Annotated in this window: 15 protein-coding genes; all 15 read right to left on the bottom strand. The window is 36.1% G+C overall.

Annotated elements, in window-relative coordinates:
* Positions 1-33 precede the first annotated feature (33 nt).
* The 15 genes from rhaA to KHA97_RS04085 all read right to left on the bottom strand — a co-directional run bounded on the left by rhaA (position 34) and on the right by KHA97_RS04085 (position 18,069).
* The gene (gene rhaA, locus KHA97_RS04015; RefSeq protein ID WP_213123441.1) at positions 34-1,284 is read right to left on the bottom strand and encodes an L-rhamnose isomerase; all 1,251 of its coding nucleotides are present in this window, start codon (positions 1,282-1,284) and stop codon (positions 34-36) included.
* 158 nt (positions 1,285-1,442) lie between these two features.
* Entirely contained in the window at positions 1,443-2,927 is a 1,485-nt protein-coding gene (rhaB, locus tag KHA97_RS04020) for a rhamnulokinase (protein WP_213123442.1), read from the bottom strand.
* A gap of 25 nt (positions 2,928-2,952) precedes the next feature.
* Entirely contained in the window at positions 2,953-5,022 is a 2,070-nt protein-coding gene (locus KHA97_RS04025; protein ID WP_213123443.1) for a bifunctional aldolase/short-chain dehydrogenase, read from the bottom strand.
* A gap of 178 nt (positions 5,023-5,200) precedes the next feature.
* Positions 5,201-5,800, bottom strand: coding sequence for a response regulator (locus tag KHA97_RS04030; protein ID WP_213123444.1), 600 nt, complete (start codon positions 5,798-5,800; stop codon positions 5,201-5,203).
* A 14-nt stretch (positions 5,801-5,814) separates the two neighbouring features.
* On the bottom strand, positions 5,815-6,930 hold the full coding sequence (locus tag KHA97_RS04035; RefSeq protein WP_213123445.1) for a sensor histidine kinase: 1,116 nt from the start codon (positions 6,928-6,930) through the stop codon (positions 5,815-5,817).
* Between the two features lie 70 nt (positions 6,931-7,000).
* A complete protein-coding gene (locus KHA97_RS04040) occupies positions 7,001-8,038 on the bottom strand; it encodes a fatty acid desaturase (RefSeq protein ID WP_213123446.1) in 1,038 nt (345 codons plus the stop codon).
* Positions 8,039-8,136: 98 nt separating this feature from the next.
* Positions 8,137-8,646, bottom strand: a complete 510-nt coding sequence (gene mug / locus KHA97_RS04045) for a G/U mismatch-specific DNA glycosylase (protein ID WP_213123447.1) — start codon at positions 8,644-8,646, stop codon at positions 8,137-8,139.
* A 262-nt stretch (positions 8,647-8,908) separates the two neighbouring features.
* Complete coding sequence (gene cysC / locus KHA97_RS04050; RefSeq protein ID WP_213123448.1) at positions 8,909-9,508, bottom strand: adenylyl-sulfate kinase; 600 nt, start codon at positions 9,506-9,508, stop codon at positions 8,909-8,911.
* Between the two features lie 15 nt (positions 9,509-9,523).
* Complete coding sequence (locus KHA97_RS04055) at positions 9,524-11,302, bottom strand: SLC13 family permease (RefSeq protein ID WP_325167402.1); 1,779 nt, start codon at positions 11,300-11,302, stop codon at positions 9,524-9,526.
* Positions 11,289-12,482 (bottom strand): sulfate adenylyltransferase, encoded by a 1,194-nt coding sequence (sat, locus tag KHA97_RS04060; RefSeq protein WP_213123449.1) that lies wholly within the window; start codon positions 12,480-12,482, stop codon positions 11,289-11,291. Before sat ends, KHA97_RS04055 begins: the two co-directional genes overlap by 14 nt.
* A gap of 13 nt (positions 12,483-12,495) precedes the next feature.
* Positions 12,496-13,425 carry an AraC family transcriptional regulator gene (locus tag KHA97_RS04065; protein ID WP_213123450.1) on the bottom strand — a complete coding sequence of 310 codons (930 nt, stop codon included), beginning with the start codon at positions 13,423-13,425 and terminating at the stop codon, positions 12,496-12,498.
* Positions 13,426-13,545: 120 nt separating this feature from the next.
* Positions 13,546-14,571, bottom strand: a complete 1,026-nt coding sequence (locus tag KHA97_RS04070) for a Gfo/Idh/MocA family protein (protein WP_213123451.1) — start codon at positions 14,569-14,571, stop codon at positions 13,546-13,548.
* Between the two features lie 251 nt (positions 14,572-14,822).
* Positions 14,823-16,220, bottom strand: a complete 1,398-nt coding sequence (locus tag KHA97_RS04075) for a sulfatase (RefSeq protein WP_213123452.1) — start codon at positions 16,218-16,220, stop codon at positions 14,823-14,825.
* Between the two features lie 5 nt (positions 16,221-16,225).
* Positions 16,226-17,050 (bottom strand): sugar phosphate isomerase/epimerase family protein, encoded by an 825-nt coding sequence (locus tag KHA97_RS04080; protein WP_213123453.1) that lies wholly within the window; start codon positions 17,048-17,050, stop codon positions 16,226-16,228.
* Positions 17,047-18,069 (bottom strand): Gfo/Idh/MocA family protein, encoded by a 1,023-nt coding sequence (locus tag KHA97_RS04085; protein WP_213123454.1) that lies wholly within the window; start codon positions 18,067-18,069, stop codon positions 17,047-17,049. Before KHA97_RS04085 ends, KHA97_RS04080 begins: the two co-directional genes overlap by 4 nt.
* Positions 18,070-18,091 lie beyond the last annotated feature (22 nt).

Here is an 18,091-nt window from a genome sequence, read left to right on the forward strand (position 1 = left end):
ATCAGTACGACTATTGTGCCATGACAATAGGATTTAACGTTTTGATAAAATTTTCTCCTCGTATGCCTTTACTTCATTTAACCATGCTTCCTTTACTGGAACATCCATTATTTTACAATAATAGTCCCAAATAGCTCCGAATGGGTAAGTTTTAAATTCTTCGATTAATGCTAGTCTTTCAGTATAATTGCCCTCATCTTGTAGCTGTCTCATATATTCATTTGGTGTAAGTAATGCATAAAGTAATGCTTTTATCATATTTCTGGTACCAATTGTCCATGCAGCTACTCGATTGATGCTCGCATCGAAAAAGTCCAGTCCGATCATAACCTTATCAAGTGCATCATTTCTCACTATTTCGAGAGCGATTTCACGAAGCTCATCATCCAATACGACAACATGATCACTATCCCATCTGACAGGTCGAGAAACATGCAGGGCTAATTTGTCGCTAAATAGCAACATCGACGAAATCTTATTGGATACTGTTTCAGTTGGATGGAAATGACCAGTATCCAATAAACATAGCTTATTATTTTTTAACGCATATCCAAGATAAAATTCATGTGACCCAACGACAAATGCTTCTGATCCAATTCCAAATAACTTACTTTCGACTGCGTCTATATTATGTGATTCATCCACATCTTCAGCAAAAATTTGATCAAGGGAATCCTTAAGTCTTGTTCTCGGTGTTAGACGGTCACTCGGCATATCTTTATATCCATCAGGAATCCAAATATTTGTTAGACATGGAGAACCAAGTTCCTTTCCAAAATATTCACCAATTTTTCTACTGGCAATACAATGTTCAATCCAAAATTGACGAATCTCCTCATCAGGATGTGATAATGTAAGTCCATCTTCAGCCTTTTCATGAGAAAATAAAGTCGGATTAAAGTCTAATCCAAGTCCTCTCTCTTTTGCCCAAGTTACCCAGTTTTCAAAATGCTTTGGTTCAATTTCATTTCGATCGACGACAACTCCATCCGTCTCAGCGTATATGGCGTGTAAATTTACCCGATGTTTTCCAGGAATAAGAGAAAGAGCTTTTTCCAAATCCATTCTAAGCTCCTCAGGATTTGTAGCTTTACCTGGATAGTTTCCAGTTACATCAATACCACCAGACAATTCTCTTTGATTTACTTCAAACCCTGAAATATCATCTCCTTGCCAGCAATGGATGGATATAGGAACGTTCTGAAGTTTTTCTAACGCATCGTCAACATCAATACCCCATTTTTCATACGCTTTTTTGGCCATTACGTAATTTTCTCGGATCATTTACTGGTTCTCCTCTCATAAAGATTAATGATTTTTTATGAAGGTCACGATTCGTGATTCGTCCTGCCTTTCCCAATGTATTTTTTTCTGATTACAGCCACATTACAGCCACGATGAACAATCAACGTACCCTCATCCATGCTATTTTTAGAATTATGTTACGTTAATTTCTTTAATGCTCCAGTATCTTTCTTATTTTTCTTAGAAACAATTGCTTTAAAGTCTTCAATTACCTCTTGATTGTTTAACGAGCTTGGTTCATATTTTTTAATATCAAAAGACTCACTTACAAGTAATCTTCCTGCTTGTAAACTATTGATTTTATCAGTAGAAATAAGTTGCATTACCAAATTTCCTATAGCAGTCGCTTCGATGGGTCCACTGTAAATGATCTTTTTACTTAAATCTGCTGTCAGTTGGTTTAAAAATTCATTTCGCGAACCACCTCCCACAACATGGAGATGTTCTATTTTTTTCCCAACTATTAGCTCTAACTCCTCGATTGCAACCGCATACATTATCGCTAAATTGTAAAACACTGCCGCAGCTAATTCCCCTGGTGTTATTGGAGTAGATTGATTAGTTTCTGAACAATATGACTGGATTTCATCAATCATATTTTCTGGATTTAAAAATCGCTGATCATCAAAATTAATAAATTGACTATATGGTTTTACTTGCTTTGCTTCTTCGATTAGCTGCTCAAAAGTAACTTCCTCTTGTAGCTTCCGCTGGACTTCCTGCAAAATCCACAACCCCATAATGTTTTTCAAAAAACGGTAGGTTCCGAAAGCTCCCCATTCATTCGTGTAATTTTCTTTAAAGGAAGTTTCGTTGATGACAGGTGAATCGAGCTCCATTCCGAGAAGAGACCATGTGCCGCTGCTTAAATAAGCCCAATTTTCTCCTTCTCCAGGTGTTCCAATAATGGCAGAAGCAGTATCATGAGATGCTATATTAATGATGGTGCAGTTCGGTAAATCGTAGTCAGGAAACCATTCTTGTCGCAATGTGCCTAGAATATTCCCAGGTTCAACAAGTTCTCCAAATTGCTCTGTTTTTATGGATATTGCTTCAAGTAATTCGGGATCGAATGTTCTTTTTTTAACATTCATCAATTGGGTTGTAGAAGTATTGGTCGTCTCTGCAGCAGCGATACCAGTTAACCTAAAGCCTAAATAATCAGGAATCATTAATATTTTTTCTGTCTCATTCAATAAATCTTTATTCTCTTCAAATAACTGATAAATGGTATTGAATGGTAGAAATTGTATCCCTGTTTTTTCATATATTTTTTCTTTTGAAATGATCTTAGTAAATTTTTCAATTGAATAATCTGTACGATGGTCTCGATAGGAAACAACTTCATTCAGTCGTTTCCCATCTTTGCCTACCAAAGCGTAATCTACCGCCCATGTATCAATTCCCACTGTGCAATCTTCATATCCCATCGATTTTACGATTGACAATCCTTTTAAAATTTCCGCTAATAGATGATCAATTTCCCAAACATAAGTAAAGTTTTTATTTTTAAAACCATTTGGAAATCTATGAATCTCTTTAATGTTGAGTTTTCCATTTTCTACTTTACCAGCAACCAAACGTCCGCTAGACGCGCCAATGTCTATCGCAATATGGAGCATTTTTTCACCTCCAAATTTAATATTTCTATCTCGTAAACGCTGCCGGAACACCACCATCAACTGTAATCATGCAACCCGTTGTTTTTTCAGCTTTTGATGATGCAAAAAATGCAATCGATTCTGCAATATCTTCTGGAAAAATATTTACCTGTAATGTAGTTCTTTTTCTATAATGTTCTTCCAGTTCATCCGGATGAATTCCATAAGAAGCTGCACGTTCTTCACGCCAACTGGAATCCCAAATAGCAGATCCTTGTAAGACCGCATCTGGTAAAACAGAATTCACTCGAATTCCATATTCCCCGCCTTCAACCGCTATACATCGTGCTAGATGGGTTTCAAGCGCCTTTGCTGAACTATATGCCGTCACATTTTTACCAGCATATAAAGAGTTTTTAGAGCCAACGAAAACCATATTTCCTCCAATGCCTTGCTTTTTCATCTGCTTAAAAGCTTCGCGGGCTACAAGAAAATATCCTGTTCCGAGAACATTTATATTTAAATTCCATTCGTTTAAACTTGTCTCATCAAACGGACTGGATGTGGCAAGTCCGGCATTATTGACGATAATGTCCACTCCACCATAAGTTAAAGCTGTGCTTTCGAACGCAGTTTTTACTAGTGTCTCACTTGTTACGTCCATTTTTATAGCATGAGCTCTTCCTTCTCCGTATTCTTCGTTAATTTCAGATGCCAATTTTTGAGCACCTTCAACATTCAAATCCGCAATAATGACATGAGCTCCTTCAGAAACTAAACAGCGAGCTGTTGCACTCCCAATACCTCCAGCACCACCTGTTATAAATGCAACTTTACGAGAAAACTCAAGCTCTGGGGGAGCGAGCGTTAGTTTATATAATTCGAGGGGCCAATATTCAACGTTGTATGATTCATTTTCACTTAAAGAAACAAAATTCCCAAGTGCCGTTGCACCTTTCATTACAGCTATCGCACGATGATAAAGTGCACCACTTACTTTTGACATGGCGAATGTTTTTCCTGTGTTAATCATACCAACTCCCGGAATAAGAATAACTCTAGGAGCAGCCTCGAACAATTGATCACTATCATTTTTGTTTCTTTTGAAATACTCTGAATACTCTCGTTTGAATTGTGTAATACCTTCTATTATTCTAGTTTTCAATGTTTCAACATTTTCTACTTGAGGGTTCCAATCAATGTAAAGAGGTGTTCGTTTCGTATGCACTAAATGATCAGGACAAGCTGCCCCTACCTGAGATAGTTCCTTAGCATTCCTGCTATTTACAAATTGTAGAACGTCATCAGCATCATCATGTGATAAAATCATTTTCTTTTCTGTACTAACGGCTCCTCTAATGATTGGCATCACGTTAGAAAGTATTTGTAAGCGATCATTTTCTGGTAAGGTTATGTATTGTTGTCCCCCAAAAATCGTTTGTTCGTTAATCATTCGTTGAATATAATTCTCAGCTTCGTTAATCATCGAAATTGTTTTTGCATATGACTCTTGGGATGTTTCGCCCCAAGTAACAAGTCCGTGTTTTTCCATTAATACAAGTTCAGCATTCGGATTGTTTTTTACCCCTTCGGCGATCATTTTAGAAAGTGTAAATCCAGGCCTAATGTATGGAACCCATACAAAGCGATCACCAAAAATTTCCTTGGCAATTTCTTTACCGTTATCTGCACAGCAAATGCTTATGATTGCATCTGGATGAGTATGGTCCACATGATTAAATGGCAAGAACGCATGCAGCAATGTTTCGATTGATGCACGTGGATGCTTGCTGTCGATCATACAATGAGTGAGATATGCGACCATTTCTTCATCGGACATTTCCTCACGCTCTATTAACGGTCGAATATCTTCCATTTTTAATCCAGTGAAATTTTTAGCTTTCATCGTAGCTAAATCAGAGCCACTGCCCTTCACCCACATAACCTCAATTTCACGTCCCCGAAAGTCGATCTCGACTGTTTTCATGGACGTATTGCCACCGCCCCAGTTACAGATAGAACGGTCTGATCCGAGTAAGTTCGAACGATAAACAAGTTCTTCAACACCTTGTAGTAACTTTGAAGAATATTCATGATTCCATAAGTTTTTAACCATTCTGCCCCTCCATATTTTGGTTGTTTGTTTTAGTATACATTATATTTGTTTATTTTTGAATACGTTTATTTAACTTTTGTTTGCTTTTGTAAATTTGAATTATTTGTTGTAACTCTTTTTTATAAATAGAAAAAAGACGGTTCATCAATTATTTGATTTCCGTCTTTAAAAATTACACCTATTTAAACCACCCTTTTTTCCTTGAGTGGGTTATCGCTTCAATTCGGTTTGTTACTTCAAGTTTATCCAAGATTTGTGAAATATAGTTCCGGACGGTGGCAGCTTTAATACTAAGTTGATCGGCGATTTCCTTTGTATTTTTTCCATCTGCCACAAGCTCGAGAACAGCTTTTTCCCTAGTGGTAAGTGGATTTTCTTCACTATATATATCGTCCATCAACTCGGGAGCATAGACTCTTTTTCCTGCCATTACACTACGTATTGTTTCAGCAAGTTCTTCACTGGAACTATCCTTTAATACGTAGCCTTTAACACCAGCTTTAATAGCACGGTGGAAGTACCCAGTCCTAGCAAAAGTAGTTAAAATAATCACTTTGCATCCTAACCCATTCAGTTCCTCTGCTGCATCTAACCCCGTTTTTTCAGGCATTTCGATATCCATGATGCATATGTCAGGTTGATATTTGTTAACAAGTTCAACTGCTTCTTTCCCGTTAGAGGCCTTTCCCACTACCTCCATATCCTCTTCTAGATTTAGTAATGAGCCTAATGCACCCAACATCATGCGCTGGTCTTCCGCTATGACTATTCGAATCACTTCGGGTCCTCCTTTTACGTCTGCTTTATTACGCTAGGCACCGTCATAGCTAATAAAGTTCCGTTATTACTGTTTATTTCGAGATTTCCATTAACAAATTCTAAGCGCTCTCTCATTCCAAGTAATCCGTTCCCTTTTGCATAATCTCTATCTTCTATTCCAACACCGTTATCTTCTATTTTGATACAAATATCGTTATTAGTTTGATCGATAGAAATTTTGCATAAGGTTGCTTTACTATGTTTAACGACATTGGTCACAGCTTCCTTCATACACATACTTAATATGTTCTCCAAGAATAACGAGACATTGTTTAATTTCGTGTTACCTTCAATGATCAAATCAATCTCAGCAGCTTTCAATATTTGCTTTACACGAACCAATTCTTCCTTAAGTCGAATTCCACGCATTTGTGAAACCATATTCCTCACTTCATTCAATGCGGTTCTTGCAGTTTGTTGGACATCCATTAACTCATTTCTCGCTTCTTCTGGATTTTTATATACTAATTTTCTTGCTAAATCACTTTTTAATCCGATAAGTGAAAGTTTTTGACCTAAAGTATCATGAAGATCTCTAGCAATTCTTTGTCTTTCTTCTTGTTTTACTAGGTCCGCAATCCTTTTATTTGCATATTCGAGCTGTTGCTCAAGCTTTTCCTGTTTTTTTCGGTTAAATAAATTAAACGGAAGAAGGATGACACTTATCCATATGATGATGATAAACGGAAGTTGTTTTATAAATAATTCATTTTTTAAAACGAAACCATAATTAATAGAGAAAGTCGTACAAACTAAATGAATGATATATAAGGTCAAAAACGCAATTCGATTTTTTATATTCCCATTATAATAAGCAATATAAAATGCAAAATAAACAAATTGGAATATGATTGTCATCGTAATGGAAATCGCAATTAAAATACTAGTCCAAAGATACACCGGCCATCTCTTTGATATAAAAGCAAGTCTATAGATGATGAAAAAGACAATCGTTAATACAATTCCAACTATAATTTCAATCGTTGAAGAAGATTGAAAAATAAAATAGAATGGCAATATTGTAAAAATACTCCATATATAAGGATTAATCCCAGAACTTTTTAGAAATGATAAAGGCTTCTTTTTCATATATAAATACCTCAACTAATATTAAAAATGTAGCTCCTTTGTTATCATAACACAAAAGAGCTACATCACTTTATTTGACTTGAGCAGGAATGCTCGTACTTCTCTTTTTCTTTTCGGTAAGAATTTTTACTTCTTTAAAGCCAACAAATCTTTTCCCTTGTTCATCCCAAAGGCGGAATTTTAGGGAACGAAGGCTTGTTTTTATCGTTATGGTTTGAACTTCTTGTAGTCGCTCATGTTTATTATGAACTTCCTCAAGGTAATAATTCGGAACCCTTGGGCTTAAATGATGAACATGATGAAAACCAATATTCCCGGTAAGCCATTGAAGGACTTTAGGTAACTTATAATACGAACTACCATCTAATGCGGCTTTTACATAGTCCCATTCTTCTTGATTTTCAAAATAAGAATCTTCAAATTGATGTTGTACGTAAAAAAGCCAAATGCCTAATGAACCTGATATGAAGAAAATCGGTCCTTGAATTAACAGAAATGCTTGCCATCCAATCGCCCAACATAATAATCCAGCAATGGCGACGATGGAAATATTCGTAATGTAAGTATTTCGACGCTCTCTAGGTCTAGCATTTTTTATATTAAATCGGTAAGCAATAAGGAAGATATAGATTGGTCCTAGCACAAACATGACAAACGGATTCCGATATAATCGATAGGCTAGTTTTTTCATTGGTGATGCTTCCATATATTCATCGATTGTAAGAACCCAAACGTCACCTGTACCTCTTTTATTCAAGTTGCTACTAGTAGCATGGTGAATGGAGTGGCTATGTTTCCATTGCTCATAAGGACAAAGAGTAAGTATACCTGTTATAGTTCCAAGAATATTGTTCGCATGACGGTTTTTAAAAAAGGATCCGTGACAACAATCGTGGAAAATGATGAAAATTCGTACGAGAAACCCAGCTGCAACAATACAGATTCCAAACGTTAACAAATAGGAAATAGAAAGAGCAAAATAAGCAAGAACCCATAGTAAAAAAAAGGGAACAAGTGTATTTACTACCTGTCTTATACTGCTTTTTGTATTGGATTTTTCATAAGGAGCAATTTGTTTTCTCAAGATTTTCGGGTCATGTTTGGACATATACTGATCCCCTTCCATAGTTAGTTATTATGTACAATCATATACAAAAGAAAAGGATCGTTGAAGACATATATGTCATGGACAAACCGTGATAAATATCATGGTTTAGCAATTAATTTTGGCAACCCCGAATAAATATCAGCTATATCATCAATACTCATTCTTACAAGACCGCTCGATGAAGGAGCAACAAAATCAATTACCCCTGGTATGATGGAACTGGCTTGCCTTCCCCATTCAACATTCCTTCTACTGCTATATTCTTGATATACTCCTTTTCCTACAAAGCAAACAATTTTAGGTTTGTATGTTGAAATTTTTGTTTTTAATTGCTCTCTCCCCAACCGATACTCATCTGAAGAAATTTCCTGTGCATTTTTAGTTGGTCTTGCAACGATGTTGGTAAATCCATAACCGAGATCAAGTAATTTATCGTCCTCTGTAGGTAAATATTTTCTATCTGTAATTCCGGCTTTGTATAATATAGTCCAAAATCGGTTTGTTGGATTAGCGAAATGATGTCCTGTTTCGCTGGATCGAATACTTGGGTTAAATCCTACGAAGAGGACATCTAAATTTTCTTTTATATGATCAGGAATAGGTTTCATGATAATCTCCTTATGTTTGTTATGCTCTGTTTAGGCAATTATTGATTTTCAACTTTAATGGCGGAAAATTCCGAAGAGAAAAATAGGTTAATTGACATTCTGCAGACACATCATGCTTAAAAGAATTGTGTACTGACCGTGAAAATTAAGCGCCAAGAATAAAGTTTAACAACTTCATTTTTTAAAAAGCAGAAGTAAAAAAGACCCTTAATTATGGAGAAATATTGCCCATAACAAAGGATACTTTTCAAAGAAAATTTATCTACTCTATATATTGATGCACTTTTAAATATTGTATAACTTTTTCTACTGATGCTTCAATCGTTTCTTTGTCGCTCTCTATTATAATTTCTGGATTAAAAGGTTCTTCGTAAGGCGCAGTAATACCAGTAAAGTCCTTTATTTTCCCTAGTCTAGCTTTTTTATATAAGCCCTTAGGGTCTCTTCTTTCACATTCCTCTATGCTACATTTTACGTATACTTCAATAAATTCATGGTGGTCAACTAAATTTCGGATAAGTTCCCGATCATTTCGATATGGAGAAATGAATGCAGTTAAAGTAATAACTCCAGCATCTACCAATAATTTTGATACTTCCCCAATTCTACGAATATTTTCGGAACGATCCTCTGGACTAAATCCTAAATTCTTATTAAGTCCATGCCTTATATTGTCTCCATCTAATACGTATGTGCTCATTCCCAATGTAAATAATCTTTTTTCTATTTCAACGCATAGAGTCGATTTTCCAGATGCAGATAAGCCTGTAAACCATAGAATAACACTTTTATGCCCATGCAATGATTGTCTATCTGTTTTACTTACATGTTGTACGTGCCATGTAACATTTGTTGATTTCATTAAAAATCTCCTTTTCTATACCCAAAAAGTGTAGATCATAAAAATAGTTGAACACATAACAATAATATTTAAAGGAATTCCGATCTTTACATAGTCCATAAATTTGTAGCCTCCAGGTCCGTAAACAATTAAATTTGTTTGATATCCTATAGGTGTGGAGAAGCTAGCTGAAGCAGCAATCGTAATAGCAAGTACAAAAGAAATAGGGGCAATTCCCATCATATGAGCCATTTCTATCGAAATAGGAAACATAATGACTGCAGCCGCGCTATTTGTAATGATTTCAGTAAGCAAATTGGTTACGAGATAGAGAACACTTAATACAGCTAATATTCCATAAGGCTTGGCAATGAGGATTAATCCACTTGCTAAAAATGAAGCCGTGCCACTGTCTAACAAAGCTGTACCGATTCCAAATGCACAAGCAATTAATAAAAGTACAGGCAAATGCAATGATTTCATTGCTTCTTCTGGAGTAATGACTCTTACAAGTAATAACATACATACAAGAATGATCATTGCCTTTAACATGGAAAGTATATTTAAGGTTACTAATACAATCATTGCTAGTAGTAAAAATAACGAAAACCAGCCCCGCTTCTTATCTTCTAATATGGAAGGTGCTTTTAAAGGGGTTGTTACATAAAAATCATTTGATAGTTTTATTTTCTTATCAAAGTCTGGACCACATAAGAGTAAAAGGGCATCTCCAGGTTTTAAGGTGATGTCTCCAATTTTACTTTTTATTCTCTCCCTGTGCCTGTGAACAGCTATCACTCCGGCATCAAATTTACTGCGAAAATAAGAATCTTGTATTTTTTTATATAATAGGGATGAATGATGAGACACAACCGCTTCTACGAGCTGTGTATTTCCGTTTTTTAACATATCCAAAGATAAATTGGAGTCCGTTTTAAGCTGAAGGCCTTTTATATTTTGTAATTCTGCAATCGTTGAAATAAGACCGGTAAAAATAAGTTTATCTCCTTGCCTAATGATAGTCGTTGATTTTACAGGAGACACTTTTTCATCTTTACGAATGATTTCTATTAAAAACAATCCTTTTAATCTTCTAAGTCCTGCCCCTTCTACAGTTTTATTTAAAAAAGGGAAATCTTCCCCAACTTCCAATTGCGAAATGTATTCTTTACTTTGCTCATTCACTTTGTCAAGCAGCACTTTATGATTAGGAAGAAGCTTATAACCAAATAAAACAACATAAAGCAATCCAAAAAACACTGCAGGAAATGCAACAAGACCTATTTGAAAAAATGAAAAGCCTTCCATTCCAGCATCTAATAACATACCGTGAACAACTAAATTCGTAGAGGTTCCAATTAACGTTAATGTCCCTCCTAAAATGGTCGCATACGATAATGGTATTAAAAATTTTGAAGGTGAGATTTGCTGATCTGAACACCATTTTCGTAAGATAGGAGTAAACGTTACAACAATAGGCGTGTTATTTAAAACACTTGAGAATGCGGTAACAGGAGTAAGAATTTTAAAAAGGGACCATCTGATGGATGAACCGTTTCCTAATAGTTTCCTAATTACTCCATCTGCGATACCGCTCTTTTGAATAGCAGCTGCAACGATAAATAATAAAGCAATAGTAAGCATTCCTTCGTTTGAAAATCCTCTGAGTGCTTCTTCTGTAGTAAGTACACCAGATAATATGAATATAGATAAAGTAAAAAAGAGAATAATGTCTGGCCTAATTATTTCAAAAACTAGACCAAGCAACATTAATATAAGAACGAACAATACGAATCCTATTTCAGTTGTCATCATTCACTTTATCACGCAATCCTTTTATTAAGATTTCAGCAACTTCTGGACGAGAAAATTCTTTTGGCGGCTTAATCCCGCTCTTTAACAGCTCTCTTACTTTTGTACCGCTTAAATGAAGATGATGTTCCTGACTATGAGGGCATGTTTTTGCAGTAGCCATATTCTCACACTTTTTACAATAAAAAGAGTGTTCAAATTTAAGAATGGTTATGCCAATTTCTCTTTCGTAAATACTAATTAATTCTTGGGCTTCATATGTTCCGTAATAATTACCTACGCCTGCGTGATCTCGTCCAACAATAAAATGAGTACAACCATAATTTTTTCGTACTAATGCATGTAAGATTGCTTCTCTTGGCCCTGCATAGCGCATGGCAGCCGGATATATAACTAATCGAACTCTATCTTTAGGATAGTATTGTTCTAAGAGTACTTCATAGCTTTTCATCCGAATATGTGCTGGGATATCATCAGATTTCGTTTGCCCAACTAATGGATTTAATAATAAGCCATCGATGTTTTCCATGGCGATTTTTTGTATATACTCATGAGCCCGATGGACAGGGTTGCGTGTTTGAAATCCAACGATTGTTTTCCAACCTAGATCAGTAAACATTTCTCTCGTTTGGACAGGATCTTTATAATAAGCAGTGAATTCTCCGTGATTAGGCCTATTTAATAAGGTAATCGGCCCTGCAAAATAAACGTCTCCTTGTTCATATAACTTTTTTACACCAGGATGTTCAGCATCTGTCGTGCCGTACACTAATTGGGCTTCCTCTTTTTTGTCATATAAAAATTTTTCCTCAAGCTTTAATATGCCGTAAATACAATCATCCGTTCCTTTAAGAGCTATTTCTTGGCCGATTTTAAACAAGGGTTCTTCCTTAAAAGAAACAGGCAATGTAATCGGGATACTCCATATAAGCCCGTTTTCAAGGCGCATATGATTAATTACAGATTGATAGTCTGATTGTTTCATAAATCCTGTCAAAGGGCTGAAACCACCTATAGCAATTAATTCTATATCGGAAATTGTCCATTCTGATACGATTATGGAAGGCAAGTGTGAAGCCCGTTTTAATTGAGTTTCCTTCTCAGTCCTACTTACTTCTCTATTAATTAAAACTCCACCATGTGGGTCGATGTTAACGTAATAGTGTAACGCATGGACACTCATTTTTATACTCCTTTCAAATATGAACCATCGTAGTTATATTGCTTACGGTCGACTTTCCTTTAAATTTTCCTGGAGGACATCCTACTATTTTGCGAAAGAGTTTACTAAAAAAAGCAGAGTCGTCGTAGCCTACTCTTATGGCGACATCAATCACCTTATCATCTGTCTCCAAAAGGAATTGTTTTGCTTTTTCAATCCTAATACTATGTAACATTTCAATAACTGTTTTCTTCGTCTCTTGCTTAAATAGTCGATTAAGGTGCCGAGGACTTATATTGAAAATATGACATAGGTCTTGAATAGACACCTTTTGGTCATAGTTCCTCGACAAGTAGCCGCAAATGCGTTGAACTAATATGCTATTACTACTATCCATCGTAACGGGTTTTTCAGAAAGCGAATTCCTTTCATTATAAATTCGGGAGAGCAAAATCAATAATTCAACCATTTGCAGACGTATTAATGTCGAATAACAAGAATTCTCCCGATTATATTCGTGCATCATTCCTTCTAATAATGATAGAAATCTAGCAGAATAATTCACATCTAAATTGAGAAGATGATGAAACCGTTCATTTCGATCTAAAAATGGATGGATATAGAAATAATCCATTGACTGGGAAACGCCTAATTCTTTTAGCCATGAATCTTTAATTAAGCTAGGTAAAAATAGACAGTTAATTATTTCAAGACTTTTATTCTTCTCTACTTCAAAAGTATGGACTTCGCCGGGATTGATAATAAAAACATCATTTGTTTTAATCGTATACGATTGACCTTCAAAAACGTGTTTTGCATTACCTTGTATTACGTACACTAATTCAATGAATTCATGTGAGTGAACTGGGGGTACATTATTAGAATCATGGCGGAAACGTTGAATCCAGAAAGGGAAATCCTTTGTCTTCATGTATTCACTACTCTGATATCTCGTCGTACTCATTGTTACTCCTCCTACGAATTGATTAACTAGAAATACTGAGTAATTGGTGCCTCCACATGTTTTTTAAAGGAGTCATCATATAAAATGAATAGATAAGAATATTACTAACATTCAGCTAATTTAAAGCAGTTGTTTTCCTACTTTTATATCATTATTTACCTCAATAACTTTTCCATTTTCCGTTTGTGAACGAATAATTGCTTCAATGACTTCTTGAGCTGCCAATGCATCATTGCCGGAACCTGTAATTCTTTCAGGTGAAATGTTATCTTTAATTTCTTGAATAAAAACATCAATACGATTTTTAAATGTTTCGTTAAAACCATTTATTCCGGAAAGGACAGAATTTTTGAAGACTCTTAATTCTGAATCTTTATGCGGGAAAAAGGTCATGTCGTTATATACATCATTAATAATGAATCTTCCTTTCGTACCGGCAACTTCGCAATATTCAATCGGGTGTCTATTATCCATATCATAACTTCCTATTAAATGTCCGACAGCTCCGGAAGTGAATTCCATATTAATCGATGCAGTTGACCAAACATTTCTTCCAGGTGCTTTTGTCATAAAAGATTGAACTCTTTTTATTTCCCCGCAAAAATATCGCATTACGTCAATTGAATGTGGGTGTAATGCCCTCATGTGAATCCATGGACTAGATTCATTTGGATTTCCGATTGTTAGTTTCATATTCATAAATAGAATTGTCCCTAAATCTCCATTATCAATCCATTCTTTAGCTTTATAAGCAGTTGGTACATATCGATGGTTTAGATTACATGCTAGACGTACCTTTTGTTTTATTGCGTAGTCAACCATTTCCCTAGCTTCTGTAATGTTGTTAGATATTGGCTTTTCAACCAATACATCTTTTCCGCATTCCATCGCAATCATTGCTGGTTCATAATGATGGGAACCATTTTCAAATCCGCCAGTTGCAACACTTACGACATCTATTTCTTCAAACTTAAGCATCTTTTTTAGATCGGAGTAAGCCGGAACCCCATAATTTTCAGCAACTTTTCCTGCTAGTTCTTTATTTAGGTCACAAATGGCTACTAGTTGGGCATGTGGATTTTCATTGTAATAACGACAATGAAGCTTGCCAATATGGTTTACACCTACCACTGCTACTTTAATCAAATAGGACGCTCCCTTCCATAATATGCTAATATTTTTCAAGATTAATTAGAATGCTTCGAAAGTAACTCTTTCGAAGCATTCTATTAATTATTGTAAATAGAGAATTAGTACTTTTATATCGTTTATATTTTTGAACATAGACATATGCTGTCCTAGCACCAGGCCCCAGCCCTCAAGGTAAATAACCTGAATCAATAAAGAATCATACATTTAACTTGTCAGGGCTGAACGGGCGCCTTGCACTTTTCTTCTTAAACTTTTTCTTTATCCTTTTCCTGAAGCTGCTGGGCTGTACTTATTGATCCGATATACAGTGAATCATATGCTTCTTGAGAAGTTTTGAATGGCCCATGATCTCGACCGTGCCAGCTTAAATTTGTATACATAGGATTCGTTCTGCCTGTTTCAGCTTCTCTTTTAGTAATATACTTATTCATCCTTCCCATCAGCATATTGACGATATCAGGTTCTTCATCCGCGAGATTCGTTAACTCCTTAGGATCTTTTATAAGATTATAAAGCTCAATTTCAGGTTTAAAATGAAAATCCGGTTCAAGGGAACATATTAATTTCCATTTAGGTGTACGCCAACCATGTTTTCTCATCCATGTACACTCTGTTATATAAAACTCTGAGACTTGTGAAACTTTCATACTATCCTTGTTAATTAGCTCTAATAGATTGCGACCGTCAAATGAATTATCACTGTCTATATCGAGAAGTTTTAAGACGGTTGGCATTATATCTTTTATGAGCGAAACACTTGATATTCTTTTTCCAGCTGGCAGTTTTCCTGGAAACTTCATGATTAAAGGAACAATTAATGTATTTTCATAAAGACCGTGATGGTCATAATAACATTCATGCTCATTTAATGTTTCGCCATGATCGGAGGTAACAATGATTAACGTTTCTTCTTCAATACCAAGTGCTTCCACTGTAGTAAAAATGTTTTGAATACATGCATCCATATATGCAATCGCACCATCATACTGTGCGTCTACATATTCTGAATCAGTACATCCTTCTGGGAGCCAAGAAGTTATATAATCTGCAAATGGTTTAAAATCTTTCAATTTATTTAATGAGTCATTATTTGGATCAGATTCATTCCCGTCATAAAAAATTCGTTCATATGGTTTTGGCGGTAAGTAAGGGGAATGGGGATCCATATGCCTTAAAAATAAGAAAAATGGTTTATCTTCTCCTGCTAATCTTTTTAACTCAGGAATTGCTACATTATTTAAATTTTCAGCTTTAGGACAACGACCAGTTTCATCAGGTCCCCAACCTTCATAATCAATATATTTTTGGAATCCTCTTGAGGATGGGTTTCCTGTAAAGCCTACACACGTTGTATTATAGCCGTTTTCAGCTAACACCTCTGGCAAAGTTTTAACGTGATCCCCTAAAGGACCCTTATGTCTGAGTGCGACAACATCTGTCCCGAAGCAATCCATCCCTGTTAACATGGACGCATATCCGGGTGTTGTTGGAATACTAGGGCTAAAGTGATTTTCAAACAATACCCCACCTTCAGCAAACTTATCAATATGTGGCGTCGTTAACCGATCGTACCCATATGAACTCATACGGTCTCTTCTAAGACTATCAATCCCAAACAGAATGATATTCGCTTTCTTTTTCATCGGCTCTATCCTTTCTGAACGATATTTGCTTCTCTTGCACCAAGTGCCTTTAAGCAAGCATTTAAATAACCATAGCTTTCGGCCGCGACAATGGAGACATCGGATAGTGAGTGGTTATTGGCTCCAATCACCTCGAGAACAACCGGACCGGAATAATTCCCATCCACCATTGCTTTACAATAGGCAAATAGATCGATATCTCCGCGTCCACATGCTTGATTTTGAATCGGACCAGGTCCAGCCGTCCTTCCTTTACAATCACGTATATGGATATGTTTTACTCTACTTAATACTTTTGGCAATTCTTGTTCGGGGTTTTCATTTCCACGATAAATATGACTAGGATCCATATCTATTCCGAACGCTGATGAAGAAATTTCATCCATCGCTTTTAAGGTAGTTTCCGTATTATAGATCGCATTCCCGACATGTGCTTTTACGCAAAGTGTAACACCATAGCTTTCCGCTTTTTTTGATAAGTGGTAGAGCGTTTCAATGGAATGCTCTAAATCTGCCCCCACACCAGATTTTCCACCGGGACCGACATTTACAACTGGAATTCCAATAGCTGCTGAAGCTTCAAAAGCCAAAGTAAGTCGCTCCTCGTCTAATGATGCTACTTCCATAGATAAAAACTCCAAGCCATTTTCATCAACAATGGAACACAATTCATCCACTTGTTCTTTCCAATTCTCTAATTCAAGATGTTCACACATCCCTTTTATCGCTGATATTTCTACTCCGTCATATCCGCATGCAGCAATTTGTTTTGCAGCTGTTGCAAAATCGAAATCTTTAAATAAGACAGAGTTTACACCAAGTTTTATCATTTTACCCCTCCTGAGATAAGACCTACTTCTTTTACATCAACAATCGTTCCCGTTTCCCACGATTTAATTGCAGCTTCAATAATGAGTTGCGCTTTTAAGGCATCTTCACCTGAGCCGTCCACATGGTCATATGTAACACCTGAAACAAGTTGATCAACAAAAGAGTTGATGCGGCTTTTGAACGTTTCAGGAAAAGCGCGCATTCCACCAAGATAACTGAACTTTTCAGTCTCGATACTCGTTCTTGGATAAAACGTTAAATGTTCGCAAGCGTCCTCCAATAGAAAACGTCCTTTCGAACCTACGACTTCACATAATTCAAGACCGTAGCTTGCACCCGCGTCATAGCTTCCGACAAGATTTCCAATTGCTCCATTTTCAAACTCCAAAATTACCTGGGCGTTCGACCAAATTTTGCGACCTTCACCTTTCATCATGAAGGCACCAACCCTTTTTACATCGCCGCAAAAATATCGAATCACATCAAAGGAATGAGGATGCAACGCACGGAGATGGAACCATGGTGAGCTTTCTACTGGATTATTAATCCACATTCGCATATTGATCATATGAATTTTTCCTAATCTTCCACTCTCGATCCAAGATTTCGCTCTTTCAGCAGCAGGAGTAAAGCGATGGTTTAAATTGACTGCATAAGGAATTTTGTTTTTCCTTGCTAGCTCAACCATTTGTTTTCCTTCATCGATGTTATTGGATATAGGCTTTTCACCAAGAACAGGAATCCCTGCCTGTAATAATTCCATCGTCGGTGCGTAATGCTCGCTTCCATTTTCTTCTCCTTTTGTACAAACACTGACTAGGTCCAATTGAATGTTGCTTCTAAGCATGTCTTCTACACTGTAAAAAGGAGTTCCACCAAATTTTGCCGCTGCAGCATCTGCTTTTTCCTTAACAATATCGCATACGGCAACAATTTCTGTTTCTGGATTTTCCTTGTAAACTGATGCATGTATACTGCCAATGTTACCAACTCCAACGATCCCTATTTTTAACGTCATTTGTTCATCCTCCTATTAAAAT

It is taken from the genome of Lederbergia citri, assembly GCF_018343625.1.
Taxonomy (GTDB): Bacteria; Bacillota; Bacilli; order Bacillales; family Bacillaceae_C; genus Lederbergia; species Lederbergia citri.

What these genes read in the sequence shown, in the direction of transcription:
- rhaA (WP_213123441.1), bottom strand. Translation starts at nt 1,284, where the DNA reads ATGATCCGAGAAAATTACGTAATGGCCAAAAAAGCGTATGAAAAATGG.
- rhaB (WP_213123442.1), bottom strand. Translation starts at nt 2,927, where the DNA reads ATGCTCCATATTGCGATAGACATTGGCGCGTCTAGCGGACGTTTGGTT.
- KHA97_RS04025 (WP_213123443.1), bottom strand. Translation starts at nt 5,022, where the DNA reads ATGGTTAAAAACTTATGGAATCATGAATATTCTTCAAAGTTACTACAA.
- KHA97_RS04035 (WP_213123445.1), bottom strand. Translation starts at nt 6,930, where the DNA reads ATGAAAAAGAAGCCTTTATCATTTCTAAAAAGTTCTGGGATTAATCCT.
- KHA97_RS04040 (WP_213123446.1), bottom strand. Translation starts at nt 8,038, where the DNA reads ATGTCCAAACATGACCCGAAAATCTTGAGAAAACAAATTGCTCCTTAT.
- mug (WP_213123447.1), bottom strand. Translation starts at nt 8,646, where the DNA reads ATGAAACCTATTCCTGATCATATAAAAGAAAATTTAGATGTCCTCTTC.
- cysC (WP_213123448.1), bottom strand. Translation starts at nt 9,508, where the DNA reads ATGAAATCAACAAATGTTACATGGCACGTACAACATGTAAGTAAAACA.
- KHA97_RS04055 (WP_325167402.1), bottom strand. Translation starts at nt 11,302, where the DNA reads ATGATGACAACTGAAATAGGATTCGTATTGTTCGTTCTTATATTAATG.
- sat (WP_213123449.1), bottom strand. Translation starts at nt 12,482, where the DNA reads ATGAGTGTCCATGCGTTACACTATTACGTTAACATCGACCCACATGGT.
- KHA97_RS04065 (WP_213123450.1), bottom strand. Translation starts at nt 13,425, where the DNA reads ATGAGTACGACGAGATATCAGAGTAGTGAATACATGAAGACAAAGGAT.
- KHA97_RS04075 (WP_213123452.1), bottom strand. Translation starts at nt 16,220, where the DNA reads ATGAAAAAGAAAGCGAATATCATTCTGTTTGGGATTGATAGTCTTAGA.
- KHA97_RS04080 (WP_213123453.1), bottom strand. Translation starts at nt 17,050, where the DNA reads ATGATAAAACTTGGTGTAAACTCTGTCTTATTTAAAGATTTCGATTTT.
- KHA97_RS04085 (WP_213123454.1), bottom strand. Translation starts at nt 18,069, where the DNA reads ATGACGTTAAAAATAGGGATCGTTGGAGTTGGTAACATTGGCAGTATA.